This window comes from Serratia sp. BNK-12 (genome assembly GCF_047456085.1).
GTDB classification, from domain to species: domain Bacteria; phylum Pseudomonadota; class Gammaproteobacteria; order Enterobacterales; family Enterobacteriaceae; genus Serratia; species Serratia liquefaciens.
Genome location: NZ_CP179896.1, coordinates 4,258,135 through 4,280,917 on the forward strand (window position 1 = coordinate 4,258,135; position 22,783 = coordinate 4,280,917).

The 22,783-nt window shown below is 57.9% G+C and carries 21 protein-coding genes, 1 tRNA gene and 1 pseudogene; 13 read left to right on the forward strand and 10 right to left on the reverse strand.

Going from position 1 to position 22,783, the window contains the following annotated elements; genetic code table 11:
• Positions 1-8: 8 nt before the first annotated feature.
• Complete coding sequence (locus ACMGG1_RS19890) at positions 9-800, reverse strand: transporter substrate-binding domain-containing protein (RefSeq protein ID WP_129982480.1); 792 nt, start codon at positions 798-800, stop codon at positions 9-11.
• 218 nt (positions 801-1,018) lie between these two features.
• Positions 1,019-1,858, reverse strand: a complete 840-nt coding sequence (locus tag ACMGG1_RS19895; RefSeq protein WP_020825346.1) for a MurR/RpiR family transcriptional regulator — start codon at positions 1,856-1,858, stop codon at positions 1,019-1,021.
• 146 nt (positions 1,859-2,004) lie between these two features.
• Here ACMGG1_RS19895 and ACMGG1_RS19900 point away from each other — a divergent pair, with 146 nt between their 5' ends.
• The 6 genes and pseudogenes from ACMGG1_RS19900 to ACMGG1_RS19925 all read left to right on the forward strand — a co-directional run bounded on the left by ACMGG1_RS19900 (position 2,005) and on the right by ACMGG1_RS19925 (position 6,036).
• Positions 2,005-3,591, forward strand: coding sequence for a gamma-glutamyltransferase family protein (locus ACMGG1_RS19900; RefSeq protein ID WP_414160967.1), 1,587 nt, complete (start codon positions 2,005-2,007; stop codon positions 3,589-3,591).
• 27 nt (positions 3,592-3,618) lie between these two features.
• Positions 3,619-3,810, forward strand: a complete 192-nt coding sequence (gene hpxX / locus ACMGG1_RS19905) for an oxalurate catabolism protein HpxX (RefSeq protein WP_115059989.1) — start codon at positions 3,619-3,621, stop codon at positions 3,808-3,810.
• Entirely contained in the window at positions 3,807-5,207 is a 1,401-nt protein-coding gene (locus tag ACMGG1_RS19910) for an AtzE family amidohydrolase (RefSeq protein WP_130016286.1), read from the forward strand. The genes hpxX and ACMGG1_RS19910 overlap by 4 nt, the downstream gene beginning before the upstream one ends.
• A 3-nt stretch (positions 5,208-5,210) precedes the next feature.
• Complete coding sequence (gene hpxZ / locus ACMGG1_RS19915; RefSeq protein WP_041415223.1) at positions 5,211-5,594, forward strand: oxalurate catabolism protein HpxZ; 384 nt, start codon at positions 5,211-5,213, stop codon at positions 5,592-5,594.
• A gap of 89 nt (positions 5,595-5,683) precedes the next feature.
• Positions 5,684-5,854 (forward strand): annotated as a pseudogene (locus ACMGG1_RS19920) (CopG family ribbon-helix-helix protein); the annotation flags it as partial.
• Positions 5,842-6,036: a type II toxin-antitoxin system RelE/ParE family toxin gene (locus tag ACMGG1_RS19925; protein WP_238387424.1), complete on the forward strand. Its 195-nt coding sequence runs from the start codon at positions 5,842-5,844 to the stop codon at positions 6,034-6,036. The pseudogene ACMGG1_RS19920 and the gene ACMGG1_RS19925, both read left to right, overlap by 13 nt.
• A gap of 9 nt (positions 6,037-6,045) precedes the next feature.
• Here ACMGG1_RS19925 and ACMGG1_RS19930 read toward each other — a convergent pair whose 3' ends face one another.
• Together ACMGG1_RS19930 and ACMGG1_RS19935 are read right to left on the reverse strand one after the other, a co-directional pair.
• Positions 6,046-6,930: a siderophore-interacting protein gene (locus ACMGG1_RS19930; RefSeq protein WP_414160968.1), complete on the reverse strand. Its 885-nt coding sequence runs from the start codon at positions 6,928-6,930 to the stop codon at positions 6,046-6,048.
• A 5-nt stretch (positions 6,931-6,935) separates the two neighbouring features.
• Positions 6,936-8,159, reverse strand: coding sequence for an MFS transporter (locus ACMGG1_RS19935; protein ID WP_259219011.1), 1,224 nt, complete (start codon positions 8,157-8,159; stop codon positions 6,936-6,938).
• Between the two features lie 137 nt (positions 8,160-8,296).
• Here ACMGG1_RS19935 and ACMGG1_RS19940 point away from each other — a divergent pair, with 137 nt between their 5' ends.
• Genes ACMGG1_RS19940 through ACMGG1_RS19960 form a run of 5 tightly spaced genes read left to right on the forward strand, consistent with a single transcriptional unit; the run spans position 8,297 to position 16,329 of the window.
• Entirely contained in the window at positions 8,297-10,042 is a 1,746-nt protein-coding gene (locus ACMGG1_RS19940) for an IucA/IucC family protein (protein WP_116691239.1), read from the forward strand.
• Positions 10,039-10,989, forward strand: a complete 951-nt coding sequence (locus tag ACMGG1_RS19945) for a GNAT family N-acetyltransferase (protein WP_048759745.1) — start codon at positions 10,039-10,041, stop codon at positions 10,987-10,989. The genes ACMGG1_RS19940 and ACMGG1_RS19945 overlap by 4 nt, the downstream gene beginning before the upstream one ends.
• Positions 10,986-12,734 carry an aerobactin synthase IucC gene (iucC, locus tag ACMGG1_RS19950; RefSeq protein WP_414160969.1) on the forward strand — a complete coding sequence of 583 codons (1,749 nt, stop codon included), beginning with the start codon at positions 10,986-10,988 and terminating at the stop codon, positions 12,732-12,734. Before ACMGG1_RS19945 ends, iucC begins: the two co-directional genes overlap by 4 nt.
• A complete protein-coding gene (locus ACMGG1_RS19955; protein ID WP_414160970.1) occupies positions 12,731-14,059 on the forward strand; it encodes a lysine N(6)-hydroxylase/L-ornithine N(5)-oxygenase family protein in 1,329 nt (442 codons plus the stop codon). The genes iucC and ACMGG1_RS19955 overlap by 4 nt, the downstream gene beginning before the upstream one ends.
• Before the next feature lie 35 nt (positions 14,060-14,094).
• A complete protein-coding gene (locus ACMGG1_RS19960) occupies positions 14,095-16,329 on the forward strand; it encodes a TonB-dependent siderophore receptor (protein ID WP_414160971.1) in 2,235 nt (744 codons plus the stop codon).
• A 59-nt stretch (positions 16,330-16,388) separates the two neighbouring features.
• Here ACMGG1_RS19960 and puuE read toward each other — a convergent pair whose 3' ends face one another.
• Genes puuE through ACMGG1_RS19975 form a run of 3 tightly spaced genes read right to left on the reverse strand, consistent with a single transcriptional unit; the run spans position 16,389 to position 18,836 of the window.
• Positions 16,389-17,327 carry an allantoinase PuuE gene (puuE, locus tag ACMGG1_RS19965; protein WP_020825332.1) on the reverse strand — a complete coding sequence of 313 codons (939 nt, stop codon included), beginning with the start codon at positions 17,325-17,327 and terminating at the stop codon, positions 16,389-16,391.
• A 19-nt stretch (positions 17,328-17,346) separates the two neighbouring features.
• On the reverse strand, positions 17,347-18,090 hold the full coding sequence (gene hpxA / locus ACMGG1_RS19970) for an allantoin racemase (RefSeq protein ID WP_046374450.1): 744 nt from the start codon (positions 18,088-18,090) through the stop codon (positions 17,347-17,349).
• A complete protein-coding gene (locus tag ACMGG1_RS19975) occupies positions 18,087-18,836 on the reverse strand; it encodes a GntR family transcriptional regulator (protein WP_020825330.1) in 750 nt (249 codons plus the stop codon). The genes hpxA and ACMGG1_RS19975 overlap by 4 nt, the downstream gene beginning before the upstream one ends.
• A 166-nt stretch (positions 18,837-19,002) precedes the next feature.
• Here ACMGG1_RS19975 and ACMGG1_RS19980 point away from each other — a divergent pair, with 166 nt between their 5' ends.
• Positions 19,003-20,463 carry an NCS1 family nucleobase:cation symporter-1 gene (locus ACMGG1_RS19980; RefSeq protein WP_128864355.1) on the forward strand — a complete coding sequence of 487 codons (1,461 nt, stop codon included), beginning with the start codon at positions 19,003-19,005 and terminating at the stop codon, positions 20,461-20,463.
• Positions 20,464-20,509: 46 nt separating this feature from the next.
• Here ACMGG1_RS19980 and ACMGG1_RS19985 read toward each other — a convergent pair.
• Both ACMGG1_RS19985 and dnaQ read right to left on the reverse strand, forming a co-directional pair.
• Positions 20,510-20,586 (reverse strand) — tRNA-Asp (locus ACMGG1_RS19985).
• 157 nt (positions 20,587-20,743) lie between these two features.
• Entirely contained in the window at positions 20,744-21,484 is a 741-nt protein-coding gene (gene dnaQ, locus ACMGG1_RS19990) for a DNA polymerase III subunit epsilon (RefSeq protein ID WP_122077363.1), read from the reverse strand.
• A 72-nt stretch (positions 21,485-21,556) separates the two neighbouring features.
• Here dnaQ and rnhA point away from each other — a divergent pair, with 72 nt between their 5' ends.
• Positions 21,557-22,024: a ribonuclease HI gene (rnhA, locus tag ACMGG1_RS19995; protein WP_020825327.1), complete on the forward strand. Its 468-nt coding sequence runs from the start codon at positions 21,557-21,559 to the stop codon at positions 22,022-22,024.
• Here rnhA and ACMGG1_RS20000 read toward each other — a convergent pair.
• A complete protein-coding gene (locus tag ACMGG1_RS20000) occupies positions 22,021-22,740 on the reverse strand; it encodes a class I SAM-dependent methyltransferase (protein ID WP_020825326.1) in 720 nt (239 codons plus the stop codon). The genes rnhA and ACMGG1_RS20000 overlap by 4 nt on opposite strands.
• Positions 22,741-22,783 lie beyond the last annotated feature (43 nt).

The window sequence follows — 22,783 nt, forward strand, 5'->3', positions numbered from 1 at the left end:
TGCTCCCATTACGCGCCAAGATGGGCGGGCAGCGGCGCTTTCAGCCATTTTTCCGACAGCCCATTCAGGGTGTTGTCTTTCAGCGCTTGTTCAATCAATTCATCCACTTTGGCTTTCAGCGCCGGTTCGCCCAGACGCAGGCCGACGAAGCATGGCGAATCCTTCAACATAAACTTGGCCACCGGCGCTTTGGTCGGGTTCTGTCGCGCCAGAGCGCTCACCACCAGATTGCCGGTAGCAATGTATTGCACCTGACCGGACAGGTAGGCCGACAGCGTGGTGTTGTTGTCTTCGTAGCGTTTGATCTGCGCGCCCTTCGGCGCAGTGTCGCTCAACACCATGTCTTCAACCGCCCCGCGCGTCACGCCAACGGTCTTGCCTTCCAATTGAGCGGCAGCGCTCAACGCGGTGTCTTTAGGGCCAAACACCCCCAGGAAGAACGGCGCATAGGCACGGCTGAAAGCGATAGCCTTTTCGCGTTCAGGGTTTTTGCCCAGGCTGGAAATCACCAAATCCACTTTGTTAGTCTGTAGATAAGGGACGCGGTTGGCACTGGTGACCGGCACCAGCTGCAACTTAAGTTTCATCTTGTCGGCCAGATACTGCGCCATATCGATGTCATAACCCTGCGGCTGCAGATCGGTGCCTACCGAGCCAAACGGCGGGAAGTCTTGCGGTACCGCTACCCGCAACACGCCGCGCTGCTGGATTTCTTGTAGTTGATCCGCCATCACCGACGTGGCCTGCGCCATCAACAGCACCGCCCCTAACGCCGCTACCCCGATTTTCTTGAAGTTCATAGACTATCCCCGATGGTGAAATGATGAAACAAAAGATTCTTTAATTATCACTTTGCAACTAATGTGCCAATCGGAAGCGGCAACCAGCTTAACCTTTGCTGTCTTTGAGTTAGGGGGCTAAGAGGAAACTCCCCTGCCATGACTGTGGCAGGAGGAAGGGATATCACGGAGAAAAATGCGCACCATCAAAGTGCGAAGGCACCAAAATGGCGCGGAAATTAGCGCTGTTCCAACTCATCCAGATCGCCATACAGATCGGCGATCTGATGGATCCGTTGGCGTCCTTGCGTCAGCGTCTCATGCAGCAAGGCATTGCTGAGCAGATTGGCCAGGCTCATGGCGGCGGAATAGCTGTCAAAAGCGGAAACGCTATCCAGCGGTGCCGCCAGGTGCCAGTTCGCCAGTGGGATCAGCGACTGCGCCTGCGGTTCGCAGACCAGCAGCGTCGGAACCTGCTGAATCTGCAACTGCGTCAGCAAGGCCCGCAACTGACGCGGCCGGCGGCGAAAAGCCACAACTACGGCCACGTCCCCGTGGTCCAAATCGACCAGCTCTTCCGCCAGCGTTTGCCCGGGCTGCGGCATCAATAACACCTGCTCACGTACCTGCATCAGTTGCTGGCGCAGGTGCATGGCAATCGGATAACTGTTGCGAAACCCCATCAGTACCACACGCCGAGCCTGCACCAGGGCGGCGATCACCGCATTGAACTGGCCGGCGTCAATATGGTTCACCCACTGAGTAAGGTTGGCCATTTCCTGCTTGTAGTGCCGCGCCAACAGGGTGTTGCCCTGCACCGCATCACGATTATCCGTCAGCGGCATACCGCTCTGGCGCAGGGTGCGCAGTTCATCACGCATTGCACGGTAGCTTGGGTAGCCCAGGCGCTTGAACAGGCGGCTGACGGTAGCTTTAGATACGCCGCTCAGGCGCGCCAACTCGGCGCTGTTGTAGCTGATCAGGTCGTCAAAGTGATCGAAAATAAAATCGGCTACCCGCTGTTCCTGCGGCGTAAGTTGCGAATATTCCCCGCGCAGGCGTTCATCGATCTGCTTCATTGCTGCTCCTGCTTGTAACCTTTGTTTCAGCGGAACATAGCACGGCCAATCTACCCGCTGGCAAGCGTTTATTACCACCGAACAAAACATGGAACGCCTCTTGCTTGTCTTTGAGACAGAAGCTGACCTCAAACAAGGGCCAAGAAATGATTAACAGCAATACCGCGCCATTGGGCATGGCCGTCACGCCTCACCACCTCGCCAGCGAAAGCGCGCTGGCGGTTCTGCGTGAAGGGGGTAACGCCATCGAAGCCATGGTCGCCGCCGCCGCGACTATCGCCGTGGTTTATCCGCACATGAATGGCCTGGGCGGTGACGGCTTCTGGCTGATTGTGCCGCCACAGGGCGATCCGGTGGCGATCGACGCCAGCGGCGCTGCCGGTTCCTTAGCCACGCTGGATTTTTACGCCGGTGAAAGCCACATCCCGCATCGCGGCCCCAGGGCGGCGCTGACCGTTGCCGGCACCGTTGGCGGCTGGCGTGAAGCGCTAGACTATTCCGGCGAGCTGGGCGGCGAACAGCTGCCGCTACCGCGTCTGCTGGCCGATGCCATTCGCTATGCGGCGGACGGCATTCCGGTTACCGCCTCGCAGGAGGCCGCCACACGCAGCAAATATCATGAACTGGCGCATGTGGAACATTTTGCCCGCACTTATTTACCGCAGGGGGAAATCCCCCTTGCCGGACAGCGTTTCTGCCAGCCACGGTTAGCGGATACCCTGATTGCCCTGGCCGAAGAGGGGTTGGACAGCTTCTATCGCGGCCGACTGGCGCAAAGCATGGCGGCCGATATGGCCCGGCTGGGCATGCCGCTCACCGCCCAAGATCTGGCGGATTATCGGCCGCGTCGGCGCACGCCTTTGCGACTTGAGCATCAGAAAGGTGAAGTCTTCAATCTCACCCCACCGACTCAAGGCCTGGTGTCGCTGGCAATCCTCGGTTTGACCGATCGCCTGCCCCTGGCCAGCAAAAGCGAAGGCGCAGTGGTGCATGGCATCGTCGAGGCCACCAAGCTGGCTTTCGGTCTGCGTGACCAATTCATCACCGATCCACGCCAAATGACACAGGATCCGCAGGCACTCCTGACGACAGAACGCCTGGATACGCTGGCCAAGCATATCGATCCTGAGCATGCCGCGGCCTGGGGCAAAGGCAAGGGGCCGGGCGATACCGTCTGGATGGGCGTGATGGACAGCAGCGGTCTGGCGGTGTCCTTTATCCAAAGCATTTACCACGAATTCGGCAGCGGCGTGGTATTGCCGCAAAGTGGCGTGCTGTGGCAAAACCGCGGAGCGTCCTTCAGCCTGGATGCCGCCCATCTGCTGGCACTGGCGCCAGGCAAACAGCCTTTCCACACTCTGAACCCCGCGGCGGCTCGCCTGTATGACGGACGCACCTTGGTGTATGGCTCCATGGGCGGCGACGGCCAGCCGCAAACCCAGGCGGCGGTGTTTGTTCGCCATGTGGTGCAGGGCCTGCCGCTGCAGCAGGCGATCAGCGCGCCGCGCTGGCTGCTGGGCCGTACCTGGGGTGAAAGCTCTGACTCGCTGAAGCTGGAAGGTCGCTTTAGCGCGGAAACCGTCGACTACCTGCGCCAACGGGGCCACGACGTGGAGTTGTTACCGGACTTTAGCGAAGCGGTCGGCCATGCCGGCGCTATTGTTCGCCATACTAACGGCATGCTTGAAGGGGCTTTCGATCCCCGCAGCAACGGCAGTGCCGCCGGCTTCTAGCCGCCATTTTTATTGGGGAGAAGTAAAATGAAAAACCAACCTGTCGTCGACTGGGCGGCCTATATCAGCCAAATGGAAGCGATACTGGCGCTGGAAATGGATGACGCGCGCCGTCAGGAACTGCTGACCCAGTTCAATCGCATTGCTGCACTGGCGGAACCCTTGATGGCCTTCCCGCTCGATCCACGCCTGGAGATCGCAGGAGTGTATCGCGCATGAATTCGTTAAGTGCCCTATCGATCGCCGAGATCCGCGCGGCCCTGAAGCAAGGTGCGATTTCTGCACGTGAGATTGCCCAACAGACGTTAGAGAATATTGACGCACGGGATCCGGCGCTGAACGCCTATACCCACATCACGCGCGAACGCATGTTGAGCGAAGCCGATCACCTCGATCGCACACGTGCCAAAGGTCTCCCATTGCCGAGCCTGGCGGCGATCCCTTACGCGGTAAAAAACCTGTTCGACGTCACCGGCGAAACCACCCTGGCGGGGGCCAGTCTGTTCAGCGATAACCCGCCGGCCAAACAGGACGCCTGGGCGATCGGCAAACTGGCCGGCCAAGGTGCCTTGCTGTCCGGCATGCTGAATATGGACGCCTATGCGTACGGTTTTACCACCGAAAACAGCCACTACGGCGCGACGCGTAACCCGCATGACACCACGCGTATTGCCGGTGGCTCCTCAGGCGGTTCGGCAGCGGCGGTCGCCGCCGGGCTGGTGACATTTTCCCTCGGCAGCGACACCAATGGGTCAATACGCGTACCCGCGTCGCTGTGCGGCATCTTTGGGCTGAAGCCAACCTTTGGCCGTCTGTCGCGCAGCGGTAGTCAGCCATTCGTCGCCAGTCTGGATCATCTCGGCCCCTTTGCCCGCCGGGTGCGAGATCTGGCAACGGTGTATGACGTGATGCAGGGCACGGATATTGAAGACCGTTTTCAGGCGGATAAACCGGTCACGCAAACCGAATCGCTGTTGCCCCGTGGCCAACAAGGCCTGCGCTGCGCGGTGCTGGGCGGGTATTTTCAGCAATGGTGCAACGATGATGCTAAAACCGCTGTAAGACAGGCTGCGCAGGCACTGGAGGCCGTGGCTGAAGTTGAATTTCCGCAGGCCGAATTGGCCCGGTCGGCAGCGTTCATCATCAGCGCCGCCGAGGGGGGCAATCAGTATCTGCCGCTGTTGCGCAGCCAGCCAAACCGCTTTGAGCCGCTGTCGCGTGAACGCCTGCTGGCCGGTGCCATGCTGCCCTCCGCCTGGTATGTGCAGGCGCAGCGCTTTCGTACCCATTTTCAGCAACAGGTGCTGCCGCTGTTCGAACGCTGGGACATCCTCATCGCCCCCGCAACGCCCTGCAGCGCCACGCCGATCGGCCAGGAAACCATGCATATCAACGGCACGGATCTGCCGATCCGCGCCAGTATGGGCATGCTGACGCAGCCGGTCTCTTTCCTCGGCCTGCCGGTAGTGACGGTGCCGCTGAAAACCGACTCTGGCCTGCCGATAGGCCTGCAGCTGATTGCCCCCCCCTGGCGAGAGGATCTGGCACTGCGTGCCGCCTATGCGCTGGAACAACGTGGCGTGGCAAGATGTGTTTTACCGGGAAAACAGGACTAAATGATGAAAAGTGAGTATATCGATCGTCCGGCGGTGCTGGCAGAGGTGAACGCCGCCTTTTACCGTTACGAACAGGCGCTGATCGGCAATGATATTGAGGTGCTGGATGAGTTGTTTTGGCACGATGGTCGTACCGTCCGTTACGGCGCGACGGAGAATTTGTACGGCATCGATCAGATCCGTGACTTCCGCCAACAGCGTCCTTCCAAAGGGTTGGATCGCCTATTGGAGAACACCGTTATCACCACCTACGGTGACGATATGGCCGTCGCCAGTACCGAATTCCGCCGCCCCGGCAGCGAAAGCGTTGGCCGCCAGATGCAAACCTGGGTCAAATTGCCCTGCGGTTGGCGCATCGTCGCCGCGCACGTGAGCTTGATGGCTTAAGGCAAACCCGGCGCACAAAAAATGGATAGTCTGGCATGTTGAGCCTTATAGTCGTCAGAGGTATTACCTTTAGCTAACTGAGGCTACTTATGACTACGGCTACATCGATAAAAATTGATGATGAGCTCAAGCAACGGGTACAACAAATCGCGGCCACGCGTCAGCGAAGTGCGCACTGGATTATGCGCGAGGCTATCCGTGAATACGTCGAGCGAGAAGAAAAGCGCGAAGCGCTGCGCAAAAGGCCGTGGCATCCATTCGTAGCAGCATCAATATCCTGGCCCATCATCCTCAGGCCGGTCGGCCCATTGAAGATATGGAAATTGAATTTAGGGAATGGCCGAACGATTTCGGCAACAGCGGCTATATTGCCCTGTATCATTTTGATGGCAGCACCGCTGTACTGCTGGCAGTGCGCTATCAAAGTGAAGCCGGTTACTGACCGGGTCCCTCAACACCAGTACGCCATAAAGTTAACGGTGGAGCGATCGAGATCGCGTTCGCCAATCAGATAACGGCGTAGCGCCTTCACCGCGGAAGACTCTGCCGCAACCCAGGCGTAGAAGCTTTTCGCCCCTTCGGCTCGTTCCCACAGCAGATCGCCGCCCAAACTGTTTTCCGCCAGCGACTGCGCTTGCGTCCGCGCCGATTCGGGAATATTTACCCGTTGGCGCACCGACTCCACCAGCAGCGTACCGTGCATCTGCTGATGCCCGACGTCACGCGGCAGCCAATAGACCTCGGCGAATGGGAAGCGATCCATGTTCAGGCAGTCGCCCGCCACAGGAACCTCGAAGAAAGCCTGTACCCGCGGCGGATTGGCCCGCTGCGCCAGCTGTTCCAGAATGCCTACCGCCGCCGGTACCGCCGTCTCGTCGGCGATTAACAGCGCCTGCTGCAGCTCGCTCGGGGGAACCCATTCGTAACCGCCGCTGTCACCGTCAAAATCGGCATTGGGGGCTACGGTTTGAATAACATCCCCCGGTTTGGCATGGGTCGCCCACGCCGAGGCCGGGCCGTTCACACCATGCAGCACAAACTCGACGTCCATTTGATTCTGTTCGGTACGCAGCGCCCGCAGCGTATAGGTGCGCATCACCGGGCGTTGATCTTTCGGTATCGCCATATAGTCGCGATACCAGTCGTCGCTGTTTTCCAGACGCAGGATCTGCCCCTCTTCGGCCGGGAACAACAGTTTGATGCGCTGATCCGGCGCCTCCAGCTTCATGCGATGGACATCCGGCCCCTCAAAAACGCAACGCAGCAAGGAAGGTGATACGTTTTCTTTTATTTTCAGTGTGATATCAAAAATTCTGTAGCTTGATGCGCCGGACATACTTGTTACTCTCCCGCAGAATTTGCACTGATGCGGTGCTGGCGCCACAGCCAGCCGCTGATACCCCCCAGCAGAACCGCCATCGTCAAAGCCGCCGCAATCAGCTGCGACTCACCATAAAATTTGGCCACCACCGGCACCATCAATGCGCTCAGGCCGTAACCCAGCGTATGGCTGGTAGCAATGGCCCCCGACCCTTTGCCGGTAGACAATTTCTCGTTCAACATCAGTTGATAACCCGGCGTCGCCATGGCTGCGCCAAAAGAGGCCAGTGCGCAACCGACATAGAATAGCGCCAAAGGCTGAGCGCACATCAGGCCCAGTCCCACTATCATCAGCACGGCGGCAATCAGCAGCAGCTGCGACGCGCTAAAACGCTGCGGGCGCACCACCAGAAACTGAGCCAACAGCGTACAGGCCGCCGCCACGCTCAGCAACACCGCAACGTGATGACTGACGGTGGTGGCGGAATGACTGAATAAACCGGTCAAATGCGGTGCCAATCCCAATTGCATCAAGCTGACCGACGCGGCCAGCAACAGTGCGCACAGCAGGTAGGGCATCATATTGAGGCGAAGTCGGTTTTGCTGATGGGCAACCGGCGGCAGCGGTGGATCGTTATGCTGGCGGCACACCACCAATAGGGCGATCAATGGCGCAAGCGCCATCAACCACAGCGGCGCCATCGGATGAATCGACAACGCCAGCGCGGCGCACAGCGGCCCCAACAGTCGCCCGCAGCTCAGCCCGGAACTGATGGTCGCCAGCGCCGACATACGCTGTTCATAGCCGGCACGCTGTAGCGCCCAGGTCTGGCTCGCTGGCACCATGCCGGACACCGTCAGCCCGTAGATAATGCGTGCCGCAATCAGGCCGCCCAGCCCCAGCGTCGATGAAAGCCAGCCAGCCGCCAACCCCCAAACCGCCAATGCCAGTAAAGCAAAACTGAACAAATACCCTGCTAACGCCATGGTTACTACGAACTTGCAGCCGCGAATTTCAGACTGCCTGCCCCACCAGGGTGACCCCACCAAAAACAGCATCGAGCCGAGCGTCAATAGCCCGGCCCAGACTGAAAGCGACAGCTGGGTCATGCTGACCAGCACCGGTAACGCCACCAGCAGGCCGTTTTGCCCGATACCCAGCAGCCCGGCGCACAACGCCAGCGGCCAGTTGGAAGGAGACGTATTCGCTATTGGCGGTGATTTAGGGGGAGATGAAATATGCATCAAACGTAAATTTACCGTTAATAAAATTATAAGGTTATGTTCAATTCATTGAAAAATTGTATCATACGACGATTGATAACAATAAATATTATTGATATAAGAATCATTCTCAATTGATTCAATAGTGAAATGGGATCATGACAATCCAGTTTGAAACCGCGACGACCGACGTGGCTGCGCAATGTTTTCTCAACGCGTTGATGCGTGAAACCCGGGACTGGCAAATCGTTCCGGCGGCCAACAACCAACAGTATCCGCAGCTTCATATTCCACTTTCGCCTTCTCAGGCTATCCGCATCACTTTACGTCACACCTCCCCCACCCAACATCACCAGTATCTGTTCCCTGCCCGCTTGCATCAGCAAGACGACGGCGCTGGTGTTGCGCTGAGCGTGGAGCAACTGGTGACCCTGTTGCTGGAAAAACCGTCGGTGAAGGGGGAACTGCCGGATGAGGTCGTTACCCGTTTCCGCCAGCGCGTACTGGAGAGTCATGACAATACCCAACAGGCGATCGCGGTTCGCCTGGACTGGCCGACGCTGCGCGACAAGCCGCTCAACTTCGCTCAGGCGGAACAGGGTCTGTTGGTAGGCCACGCCTTCCACCCGGCGCCTAAATCCCATGAACCTTTCGACGAACAGCAGGCGCGCCGTTACCTGCCAGATTTTGGTGCCCGTTTCCCGCTGCGCTGGTTTGCCGTCGATAAAAACCACCTGTGCGGCGACAGCCTGAACCTGACGTTGCAGCAGCGCCTGCAGCGTTTTGCCGCCGAAAGCGCACCGCAACTGCTGGCGCATTTTACCGATGACGTCTGGCTGTTGCCGATGCATCCGTGGCAGGCCGACCATTTACTGACTCAGACCTGGTGCCAGGAACTGGTGACCCAGGGATTACTCAGCGATCTGGGCGAAGCCGGCGAGCGCTGGCTGCCAACCAGCTCTTCCCGCTCGCTGTACAGCGCCAGCAATCGCGACATGATTAAATTCTCCCTCAGCGTGCGCCTGACCAACTCGGTGCGTACCCTGTCGGTAAAAGAAGTGAAGCGCGGCATCCGTTTGGCTCGTTTGGCGCAAACGCCACGTTGGCAGCAACTGCAGGCACGTTATCCCACCTTCCGCGTGATGCAGGAAGACGGCTGGGCCGGGCTGCGTTCTGCGGACGGGACGATTCAGGAAGAAAGCCTGATGGCACTGCGCGATAACCTGCTGTTTGAGCAGCCGGAAAGTCAGACCAATGTGCTGGTGACCCTGACCCAGGCCGCACCGGACGGCGGTGACAGCCTGCTGGCAGCGGCGGTGCGACGTTTAGCCGCCCGACTGAATCTGCCGGTGCAACAGGCCGCTCATACCTGGCTGGATGCTTACTGCCAACACGTCTTACTGCCGCTGTTCAGCACCGAAGCCGATTACGGGCTGGTGCTGCTGGCCCACCAACAAAATATTCTGGTGGAAATGCAGCAGGATCTGCCGATCGGCATGCTGTATCGCGACTGTCAGGGCAGCGGCTTTACCCGCGACGCCGGGCCGTGGTTAGAAGAAATTGGCGAGGCCGAGGCGGAAAACCGCTTCAGCGAACAGCAGTTACTGCGTTACTTCCCTTACTACCTGCTGGTGAACTCCAGCCTGGCGGTCACTGCGGCGTTAGCCGCGGCCGGTTTCGACACTGAAGAACAGCTGATGGCCCGGGTGCGCGATGCGCTGAGTGGTCTGCGTGCCAACGCCAAAAACACCCTGTGTCTGGACTACGTCCTCGACAGCAGCCACTGGAACTGCAAAGGCAACTTCTTCTGTTACCTGCATGACCATAACGAAAACACCATCGTCGATCCGGCGGTGATTTATTTCGACTTCGTCAACCCGCTGCGCCAGGGAGCCGCTCAATGATGCCGCAAGCCAAACTGACGCATGCCGGCAACGGTTTTTGCTGCGAGCAGCTGGGAAAGGCGCTGCAACTCAGTCTGGGCCTGGACGGTAGCGCGGTGTTGCACTATCCGGGGCCACTGCCGCAGGACTGGCTGGTGCAGGCGCTGGACCAGTTGCTGGTGGCGGCACCACAGCTCAGCGGTGTCACCTTGCCCTATGCGCAATGGTGCGAAGAACCGCAGGCACAGGCGCTGTTCGCGTTAGCCAGCAGTGACTATCTGGCGCGCGAAACCTTTTATCAGTTACCGCTGTGGCTCGGTGCCGAACGACACTCCGCGTCCGGGAAAATGCAGTATGACGCCGAGCGTAGCCTGTGGTTCCCACAGCGCCCCGCTCGCCCCAGCGGCGAGGTGTATCGTCGTTACGATCCGCAGCTCAAGCGAACCCTGAGCTTCCGCCTGCCGGAAGTGGCACACGACGCCGAGCAGTTCACCCGCTGGATGAATTCACCGCGCGTGGATGCCTTCTGGGAAATGAGTGGCCCGCTCGAAACCCAGGCCGCCTACCTGCAGCGTCAGTTGGACTCCAGCTACTGCTATCCGTTGCTGGGGTGCTTTGACGATCGCCCGTTCGGCTATTTCGAAGTCTATTGGGCTCCGGAAGATCGCATCGGCCGCCACTACCGTTGGCAGCCGTTCGACCGCGGGCTGCACATGCTGGTCGGTGAAGAAGACTGCCGCGGCGCGCAATACATCCGCAGTTGGCTACGCGGCCTGACGCATTATCTGTATCTGGATGAACCGCGCACCACGCGCGTGGTCGCCGAACCGCGCGCGGATAACCAGCGACTGTTCCGTCACCTGCCGACAGCCGGCTACCACACAGTCAAAGAGTTCGATTTCCCGCATAAGCGCTCGCGTTTGATCATGAATCAGCGTGATGAATTCTTCCGGGGGGCTTCAGTATGAACACCGTAGATTACGCCGACTGGCAGCGCGTAAACCGCCAGATGATCGCCAAGATCCTCGCAGAGCTGGAATATGAACGCACGCTGCAGGCCGAACAGCACGGCGAGCAATGGCGCATTCTGCTGGGCGACGCTCAGTATAGCTTCAGCGCCGAACGCGGCATTTGGGGTTGGCTGCACATCGACCCGGCAACGCTGGCCTGCGATCAATCGCCGTTAGCCGCCGACCAAACGCTGCGCCAACTGGCTCAGGTGTTGAAAATGGACGATGCGCAGGTCGCCGAACATCTGGAGGATTTGTACGCCACGCTGCGCGGCGATATGCAGTTGCTGTCCGCCCGTCACGGCATGAGCGCACAGGATTTGATTGCCCTGGATGCTGACGCGCTGCAGTGCCTGTTGGCCGGACACCCCAAGTTTATCTTCAATAAAGGTCGTCGTGGCTGGGGCCTGACCGCGCTGCATCAGTACGCGCCCGAATACCAGGGGCAGTTCCAACTGTACTGGGTGGCGGCTAAACGCGGCAGCTTTGTCTGGTGCGCCGACGAAGAGTATTCACTGGATAACCTGCTTAACAGCGCGATGGACAGTGCCGAACGCCAACGCTTCGACCGCCGCTGGCGCGAGCTGAAACTGACCCATGACTGGATCCCGGTCCCGCTGCACCCGTGGCAGTGGCAGCAAAAGATCGCTTTGCACTTCCTGCCGCAGTTGGCCGAAGGGGATCTGGTGGAACTGGGTGAATTCGGCGACAGCTATCTGGCGCAGCAATCGTTACGCACGCTGACCAACATCAGCCGCCGTTCCGCTTTCGACATCAAGCTACCGCTGACCATTTACAACACCTCGTGCTATCGCGGCATTCCGGGCAAGTACATCAGCGCCGGGCCGGCCGCTTCCCGTTGGCTGCAGCAGATTTTTACCGAGGACGATACGCTGAGCGCCAGCGGTGCCGAGATCCTCGGCGAGCCGGCGGCAGGCTATATGACCCACCCGACCTACGCCTCTTTGGCCAAAGCGCCTTATCGCTACCAGGAAATGCTGGGGGTGATCTGGCGTGAAAACCCCTCTTGCTACCTGCAGGAAGGCGAACAGGCCATCTTGATGGCGACGCTGATGGAAACCGACAACCACGGCCAGCCGCTGATTGCCGCCTATATCGCCCGTTCCGGCCTGAGCGCTGAAGCCTGGCTGCAGCAGATGTTCAGGGTGGTGGTGGTGCCGATGTACCACCTGATGTGCCGCTACGGCGTAGCGCTGATCGCCCATGGGCAAAACATCACGCTGGTGATGAAAGATCATGTGCCGCAGCGCGTGCTGTTGAAAGACTTCCAGGGCGATATGCGTCTGGTGGATCAGGACTTCCCCGAGGCAGCATCACTGCCGAAAGTGGTGAGAGACGTCACCGTGCGCCTGTCCGCCGACTATTTGATCCATGATTTGCAAACCGGGCATTTCGTCACCGTGCTGCGCTTTATCTCGCCGCTGATGAAGGCCTGTGGGGTCAGTGAAACCCGCTTCTATCAACTGCTGGCACAGGTGCTGAAAGGCTATATGGCACAGCATCCGGACATGGCGGAACGCTTTGCGTTGTTTGATCTTTTCAAACCACAAATTATTCGCGTGGTGCTCAACCCGGTAAAACTCACCTACTCAGAGCAGGATGGCGGCAGCCGCATGTTGCCAAACTATCTGCAGGATCTGGATAACCCTCTTTACTTGGTCACCAAGGAGTTTGCCCAATGAATCAGCCCCTGGATTTCATCGGCATTGGTATCGGCCCGTTCAACCTCAGCATTGCCGCACTCGGCAGTGAAGTTGCCGGTTTTAACAGTAAATTCCTCGAACGCAAGCCGCACTTTTCCTGGCATCCCGGCATGATGGTGCCGGATTGCCATATGCAGACCAGCTTCCTGAAAGATCTGGTCAGCGCGGTATCGCCCACCAATCCCTACAGCTTTCTTAACTACCTGGTGAAAAGGAAGAAGTTTTATCGATTCCTGACCACCGAGCTGCGTACGGTGTCGCGCGAAGAGTTCGCCGACTACCTGGACTGGGCCGCCAACGGGCTGAAGTCGCTGGAGTTCAGTCAGGATATTCAGAGCGTCGATTTTGACGACCAGCAGCGCCAATTCGTCGTCACTACCCAGCGTGCGACTTACCGGGCGCGCCACGTCTGCCTGGGCATAGGCAAACGCATCAAACTGCCGGACTGCGTTACCGAGCAAAACGATCGCTGCTTCCATGCCAGCGAAATGACGATGCGCAACCCGAACCTGGCCGGAAAACGCGTCACCATCGTCGGTGGCGGCCAGAGCGGTGCAGACCTGTTCCTGAACATCTTCCGCGCCGAATGGGGGCAGCCTGCGCAACTGAATTGGATCTCGCGCCGCAATAACTATAACGCGCTGGATGAAGCCGCCTTCGCCAACGAGTACTTCACGCCGGACTACGTTGACAGCTTCTATGGCCTGAACGACGGTGCCAAGCAGCGCATGCTGATCGAGCAGAAGATGACCTCTGACGGCATCACCAGCGATTCGCTGCTGGCTATTTACCGCGCGATGTATCACCAGTTTGAAGTGTTGCGCGAAAAGCCCTGGGCGCACCTGCTGCCAAGCCGCTCGCTGGCGGCAATCCAGGCCGCAGGCGATGGCTGGCAGTTGGTTACCCATCACCATCTTGATCAGGGTAAAGAAACCTTCGACACCGACGTGGTGATTTTCGCCACCGGCTATCAGCAGGATCGTCCGGCGTTCCTCGAACCGCTGGCCAATCGCCTGCTGACCACCGCCGATGACCAGTTCCGCGTAGCCCCCGACTTCAGCCTGGAGTGGGAAGGCCCCAAGGAAAACTGCCTGTTTGCCGTAAATGCCGGCATGCACAGCCACGGCATCGCCGAACCCCAGCTCAGCCTGATGGCCTGGCGTTCGGCACGCATTCTCAACCGGGCTTTAGGACGCGACCAGTTCGATTTAACGTCCACCCCGGCTGTGATCCAATGGCGTAGTCGGCAGCCGGGTATTCCGTCCCGCGCCGAGCACGTCATGCTCAATTACACCGAGTTTTAACTACACACCAATATGGGACACTCTGGAAAATAACGATGAAACGCAAACACCTCTGGGTATTAAACCCTTGCCTGCTGGCGATGCTCGCCCCTACGGCCTGGGCAGAAGAACAAAAAAGCGAAGAGCAAATGGTGGTTTCCGCCAGCCGTACGCACCGTACAGTGGCAGAAATGGCGCAGACCACCTGGGTGATTGAGAGCCAGGAAATTGAGCAGCAAGTCCAGGGCGGCAAAGAGATCAAGGACATGTTGGCGCAGTTGATCCCGGGCATGGACGTCAGCGGTCAGGGGCGTACCAACTACGGCATGAACCTGCGCGGCCGTTCAATGATGGTGATGATCGACGGCGTACGTTTGAACTCATCGCGCAGCGACAGTCGCCAGTTGGATTCGATCGATCCCTTTAATATCGATCACATTGAAGTGATCTCCGGTGCTACCTCGCTGTACGGCGGCGGCAGCACCGGTGGCTTGATCAACATCGTTACCAAAAAAGGCCAGAAAGAGCAGCAGGTTGAACTGCAGATCGGCGGTAAAACCGGCTTTGGCGGCCACACCGACCACGACGAGAACGTAGCGGCAGCGGTCAGCGGCGGCAACGACAACGCCTCGGGCCGGTTGTCGGTCTCCTATCAGCGCTACGGTGGCTGGTATGACGGCAAGGGCAACGAAGTCCTGATTGATAATACTCAGACCGGCCTGCAATATTCCGATCGCCTCGACGTGATGGGCACCGGCACCATCAATATCGATGACCACCAGCAGTTGCAGTTGACCACTCAGTATTACAAAAGCCAGTCCGATGGCGACCATGGCCTGTTCCTGGGGGAAAATTTCGCCGCGGTGACCGGCAGCGCCAAGGCGTACAACAGCAGTAATCTCAATTCGGATCGTATTCCAGGCACCGAACGCCACCTGATCAACCTGCAGTACTCCAACACCGATTTCCTCGGCCAGGATCTGGTGGCGCAGGTCTACTATCGCGATGAGTCGCTGACCTTCTATCCGTTCCCGACGCTGGCAGGCAAAGCCCCGGATTATTACGTCAGCAGCATCGGCGCTTCCCAGCAAAAGACCGACTTTTACGGCGGCAAACTGACGTTGAACAGTAAGCCGATCGAGGCCCTGACGTTAACCTACGGCATCGACGCCGAGCATGAGACGTTCAACTCCAACCAGCAGTTCTTCGATCTGGCGAAAGCGCAGCAGTCTGGCGGTATGGACCTGCAAAACGCCTATAACACCGGCCGCTACCCAGGCTACAGCACCACCAACCTGGCGTCCTTCCTGCAGGCCAGCTACGACATCAACCCTATCTTTACCCTGAGCGGCGGCGTGCGCTACCAGTACACCGAAAACAAGATTGATGACTTCGTCGGCTACAACCAGCAGCAGGCTATCGCTACCGGCGCCGCCACCTCGGCTGATGCTATCCCGGGCGGGAAAACGGACTACAACAACGCCCTGTTCAACGCCGGCCTGTTGGCACACCTGACCGAACGCCAGCAGACCTGGATCAACTTCTCGCAGGGTTACGAGATCCCGGATCCGGGCAAATATTACGGCAACGGTACCTATGCGCTGAACAACGGCCACTACCAGTTGAACAAAAGCGTCAACGTTGGCGACTCCAAGCTGGAAGGCATTAAGGTTAACTCCTACGAACTTGGCTGGCGTTACACCGGCGATAACCTGCGCACGCAGATTGCCGGCTACTACTCCCTGTCCGATAAGAGTATTTCGATCAACAAAACCGACATGACCATTAACGTCAACTCGGACAAACGCCGTATTTACGGGATGGAAGGCGCGGTCGATTACTTCTTCGAAGACAGCGACTGGAGCGCGGGCACCAACTTTAACTTCATCCGCTCCGAGACCAAGGTCAACGGCGAATGGAAAAAGCTGGTAGTGGATACCGCCAGCCCATCCAAAGTGACTGCCTATGTCGGCTGGGCGCCGGGCGACTGGAACCTGCGCCTGCAGTCACAGCAGACTTTCGACGTATCGGATGACGGCGATTACACCAAGGCCGGCTCTACCCAGGGACGTAAAATTGATGGCTACAACACCATCGATTTCCTCGGCAGCTACGCGTTGCCGGTGGGTAAACTCAGCTTCAGCGTGGAAAACCTGCTGGATAAGGAATACACCACCGTTTGGGGCCAGCGCGCACCCATTCTCTATAGCCCGACCTACGGCTCGCCCGAGCTTTACAGCTATAAAGGCCGCGGCCGTACCTTTGGTCTGAACTACTCCGTACTGTTCTGATCCATGCAGGAGTGAATCCTGCGCTCAAACATAACGAAAAGGGCCACATCGGCCCTTTTTTACTTCTTAAAGGGATGTTGTGCCAGCCAGTGGTCAGCAATATCCTGGCGTCGACATACCCAAACCCGATCGTATTGCTCGATATAGTCCAGGAATCGCTGCAGCGCGCGAAACTTGCCCGGACGGCCCAATAAACGGCAGTGCATGCCGATCGACAGCATCTTCGGCGACTCCTCGCCTTCGGCATACAGCACGTCGAAGCTGTCTTTCAGATAGGTAAAGAACTGCTCGCCGGTGTTAAACCCCTGTGGCGAGGCAAAGCGCATATCGTTGGCCTCGAGGGTATAGGGTACGATCAGGTGCGGCTTTGTTTCACCATTGGCGCACTGCACCTCGGTCCAGAACGGTAAATCGTCTCCGTAATAGTCGCTGTCGTATTGCAAGCCACCGTGCTCTACCACCAAACGACGGGTATTGGGACTGTCCCGCCCGGTATACCAACCGAGCGGTGCCTGGCCGAACAGATCCCGCAATACCGTCATCGCCTGCTGCATGTGCTGCCGTTCGGTCACTTCATCCATCTGCTGATAGTGGATCCAGCGCCAGCCGTGGCTGACCACATCGTAACCGGCATTTTTAATCGCTTCGACCACCTGCGGGTTACGCGCCAGCGCCATCGCCACGCCAAACACCGTCAAGGGCAGGCCGCGACGCTGAAACTCATCGTGGATGCGCCAGAACCCGGCGCGTGAACCATATTCGTAAAGAGAATCCATCGACATATGCCGTTCTGGATAGCTGGCCGCGCCGATGATATCGGAAAGAAACTGTTCGGAGCCGGCGTCGCCATGCAGCACGTTGTTTTCAGCCCCTTCCTCATAATTGAGGACAAACTGCACCGCGATGCGCGCCTGACCAGGCCAACGAGCATGCGGCGGACGACCGGCGTAGCCGATCAAATCACGGGGATAATCTTTATTGAACGCGAAATCACTCATCGTTGTTTCCCCTTACCGATCACCCGTTAAAATGACTGAACATGCCGGACAAAGGTTTTGCCCGCGGAAAATCCAGATCGCCGTGCTTGCTGGTGCTCAGACCGAGCGCGCTTAGCGATTCGATCATTTTTACCGCAGCGCTGACGCCGTCGATTACCGGGATCCCCAATTCCAGCGTCAGTTCGCGCGCCAAATCGGCCATGCCGCCGCAGCCAAGCACAATCGCCCCGCTGCCATCCTGTTGCTTAGCCCGGATGCACTGCTCACGCACTTTTTGCTGAGCCCGACCGCTACCGTCCTCAAGCGCCAACACCGGCAGATCAATCGCATGCAGCGCCGCACAGTGCCGCTCAAAACCGTATTGATGCAGTAAATGCCTTGCAATGACCAACGTGCGCGGCAGCGTGGTAACAATGGAAAAACGCGTCGCCACCAGCGTCGCCATGTGCATTGCCGCCTCGGCGATACCGACCACCGGCTTGTCGGCCAGCTCACGCGCGGCCAGCAAACCCGGATCGCCAAAGCAAGCAATGACATGACCGCTCACACCGGCTTCTCGGCCGGCTTTCACCTGCTGCAAAACGCCAATGGCAGCAATGGCTTCGTCAAAATGTCCCTCTATCGATGGCGCCCCTTCCTGCGGGCAGACCGCCAGGATTTCGGTGCCCGGCGCAGCCACCGCACGCGCCGCAGCGGCGATGGTTTCGGTCATTGCCTGGCTGGTGTTCGGATTGATGACCTGAATAATGCAGCGAGTTGTCATAGCGTCTCCCGCGGATCGGCGTCGGCAAAAATATGGGCGAAATCCGGCGTTTCATTCGCGTCGTGGTTAAACCGTAAATTAGCCACAATATCGTCAAAATGGCGGACCATATGATCTGCCAGCGCCGCGCTGTCTTTCCCCCTCAACAACGCCAGCAAATCGCTGTGATCGTGGCAGCGACATCCCTGCTGCCAGGGTGAACCATAAACGGCAATCGCCAGCGACGATCGCAAAGTGAGCTGCGACACCATTTCGGTCAGCACCTGATTACCGGCGATAGCCTGCAGTTGAACGTGAAACGCGGCGGACAGACGGATCGCCGCAGCGCCGTCCTGATCGCGGTGCGCCTGCTGTTCCTGCGCCACGATCTCCTCCATCGCCAGCAGATGATTTTCGTCGCAGTGGGCAAGCACCTGCGGCAGGTTGGTGCATTCCAGCATCTTGCGCGTCTGGAACACCTGGGTTGCCTCGTCCTGCCCGGGCGTAGCGACCTGTGCACCACGTTTGGGCAGTTGGGTCACCAATTGCACTGCGGCAAGGCGCTGCAGTACCCGACGGATCCCGGTTCGGCTTACGCCGAAGGTCTCGGCCAAGGCTTCTTCCGGCAATTTGCTGCCGGGCAGCAACCGATGTTCGACAATGGCTTTCACCAACGAGTTGTAAATATGATCGTCTTTATCTTCAATGAAATAAGTGGCCTGTTGCCCATGCCACGCGGCGTTGGTACCGATCGTCGTGCCGACCATTTTTCTGCTCCCCGTCCCCTTGAATAGTCAAATCGTATACAAGATGAAGATCTTTTGTATACAAAAAAGAAAAGTCTGGCCTGGATCCTGCAAAAGCCCTCTCAGCAACCTTTGCCAAAAAACAGATAACAACATCCGGGTGACGTTCTTGAGAGGAGCACGATTTATGCCAAACCCTAATGAAAACTACAGTCCCAAGCTGTGCAACGACGATCTGGCACCAACGCGTGACCAGAACTGGAGCTGGTACAACATTTTTTCTTTCTGGATGTCCGATGTACACAGCATGGGCGGCTATGTGGTGGCCGCCAGCTTCTTCGCCCTCGGCCTGTCGAGCTGGCAGGTCCTGATTTGCCTGCTGGTGGGGATTTGCATCGTGCAGTTTTGCGCTAACCTGGTGGCCAAGCCCAGCCAGCTCGGCGGCGTGCCCTACGCCGTATTAAGCCGCCAGGCGTTTGGCGTGTTCGGCGCCAATATCCCGGCGGTGATCCGCGGCATGATCGCCTTCGCCTGGTATGGCATCCAAACCTATCTGGCCTCCAACGCCCTGATGCTCACACTGCTGAAATTCTTCCCGTCGCTGGAACCGATGACCCAGCCGCATTTTCTTGGGCTGTCGCAGCTTGGCTGGGTTTGTTACATCACCATGTGGCTGCTGCAGGCGATGGTGTTTTGGCACGGTATGCAGGCAATTAAGCGTTTTATCGACATCGCCGGGCCGGCGGTTTACGTGGTGATGTTCGCGCTGGCAGGCTGGATTGTATACCGAGTCGGTTTCTCTAATCTCTCCCTTACTCTGGCGAACAAAAACCTGAGTGCCGGTGAGCAAGGCTGGCTGATGCTGACCGCCACCGCGCTGGTGGTCTCTTACTTCTCCGGCCCGCTGCTTAACTTCGGCGACTTTACCCGCTACGGAAAAAGTTTTGCTGAGGTACAGCGCGGCAATCGCTGGGGTTTACCCTTCAACTATCTGCTGTTTTCGTTGGTCACCGTGGTGATCGTTTCCGGCACCCTGCCATTGTTCGGGCAACTGATCACCGATCCGATCGAAACCGTCACCCGCCTCGACAGCGATATCGCCGTGGCCCTTGGGTTGCTGACGATGATCGTCGCCACCATCGGTATCAATATCGTGGCCAACTTTGTCTCGCCGGCCTTTGATTTTTCCAACTGTTCGCCGCAGAAGATCAGCTTCCGTACCGGCGGGATGATTGCCGCCGTCGGCTCGTTCCTGTTGACCCCCTGGAACCTGTTCCAGTCACCCGAGCTGATTCACTACACGCTGGACGTATTAGCGGCCTTTATCGGCCCGTTGTTCGGCATTCTGTTGGTGGATTTCTACATTATCAAACGCGGTGAACTGCACGTCGACGACCTGTACAATGCCACGCCAGGCGGCCGTTACTGGTATAAAAACGGCTTCAATCCGAATGCGATTTGGGCACTGGTACCCTCAGTGATTATCGGGTTGGCGATCAGCTTCACGCCGAGTTTGCATCAGGTGGCTAACTTCAGTTGGTTTATCGGGGCAGCGTTGGGTGGGGGCTGTTATCGCATCATTGCTCGCCGGGAGTGGGCAGCCAATCAGGCGGTGACCTTCGCCAAAACGCAATTGAGCAAAGATTAAAAACAACGAAGCCCTGAGTTATTGCTAACTCAGGGCTTCTAAATGTTGGCGGAACGGACGGGGCTCGAACCCGCGACCCCCTGCGTGACAGGCAGGTATTCTAACCAACTGAACTACCGCTCCGCGCCGTTCTTCTCTTGCGAGAGGAACGAGGCGCATATTACGGTTGAGCCACTATGTCGTCAATGCCTTTTTCTTACCAAATGAACCGTTTGCACAGTTTTTCAGCTAACGGAACCCAAAGGTGATAACGCCCGGTTTATTTACGGCGAAAATACCGTTATTCCACTTCCGTACGCCACAGGCAACTGCCGCCCTTTTTCGCCACCAAATCCAGACGCGCCTCATGGGCCATCACTTCTTCATCGCTGGCGTAGACCACTTTCATTGCCGTTGCCGGACGCACAATGCGCTGAATGTCCTGCGTCGAATTGTTGTTTTGCGTATCCCCTTCCATCTGGAAGGCCATTGACGTCTGACCGCCGGTCATCGCCAGATAGACTTCCGCCAGGATCTCGGCATCGAGCAATGCGCCGTGCAGCGTACGCTTGCTGTTGTCTATCTCATAACGACTGCACAGGGCGTCGAGGTTGTTGCGCTTGCCCGGGAACAGGCGACGCGCCATTAACAGGCTGTCGGTGATGGTGCAGAAGGTATCGGTCTTCGGAATGCCCTGCTGCAGCATGCGGAATTCGTGATCCATAAAGCCGATGTCGAACGCCGCATTATGGATAACTAACTCACCGCCGCGGATAAAGTCGATAAACTCATCGGCAATTTGGTCGAACGTCGGTTTATCCGCTAGGAACTCGTCGCTGATGCCGTGAACCCCATAGGCCTCCGGGTCCACCAGCCGATCCGGCTTGATGTAGACGTGGTAGTGGCGACCGGTCGGGCGACGGTTAATGACCTCGACCGCACCAATTTCAATGATGCGATGGCCTTCGTAATGCACCCCGAGCTTGTTCATACCGGTGGTTTCGGTATCGAGGACAATCTGTCTGGTGGTTGTAGTGATCATATTGCAGTGCTCACAGCGTTCGTTTATGTCAGACTTGGCTTTTATAAAACTGATAGGAAGAGTCTACCAGAGATGCTTAAACAGGTAGAAATTTTCACCGACGGCTCCTGCCTTGGCAACCCGGGTCCCGGTGGTTACGGCGCCATACTGCGCTATAAGCAGACGGAAAAAACCTTTAGCGCGGGCTTCCGCCTGACCACCAACAATCGCATGGAAATGATGGCGGCGATTGTCGCATTGGAAGCGCTGACCACGCCTTGCGAAGTGATCCTCAGCACCGACAGCCAATATGTACGCCAGGGCATTACCAGTTGGATCCATAACTGGAAAAAGCGTGGCTGGAAGACCGCCGACAAAAAGCCGGTCAAGAATGTCGATCTTTGGCAGCGTCTGGACCTGGCCATTCAGCGCCACACCGTCAAATGGGAATGGGTCAAGGGCCACGCCGGCCATCCGGAAAACGAACGCTGCGACGTACTGGCACGCGAGGCGGCCGGCAATCCAACGCAGGAAGACGTGGGTTACAAACCGGAAAACTAAGGCTGCTTGCGATAACTCTTGGTCGCGCCGACGGCGCGGCTGAGAGAAGGCTTTCGCGCCCCGAACTTCATCGGCGTTGGCGTCAACGGCAAAGTGCGCTTACGCGCCACAATCACGCTCATACACCCCAGCGCCGGTAAATGGGTGCACAAAAACTTCCCGCCCTTACGCTGCCACGGCAGCACGTGAAAACGCGACTGATGCAACACCTCATAATTCAACAGGCTCAGCCAGTCCAGCAAGCGCATTTGAGTAAACATCCGGCTGACGTAAGGCTGGCGGCGACGTAACCCTGGCACCAGTTTCCCCAACCCCAACAGACTGAACGGGTTGAAGCTGCTGATCACCAGCCAGCCGTCGTCGATCAACACGCGATCGACTTCACGCAGCATGCGGTGCGGATCGTCAGCATAGGATAGCGTGTGTGCCAGCAAACAGGCATCTACCGACTTGGCGGCGAAGGGCAATTGGTAAGCATCTGCGACTACCTGCAGGTTATCGCCTTCCAGGCTGACGTTGACCTGGTGGGAAATGGCGCATTTATCCGTTGCCAGACTGGCGCTGAGATTACCGATTTTAAGCAGGTGGAAACCAAACAGCTTCGGCCACCAGGGTTGCAACTGCCGCTCTAGCGCCTCACGATAGTATTCCCCCCACGGCAACTCGGCCCAAGACTGTGGGCTGGCGAGCTTTTGTAGAGTATGGGCTGGTTTCATGATTTATTATCTTCTTTCAAGCCGTTGCCAACGAGAGGTCCAA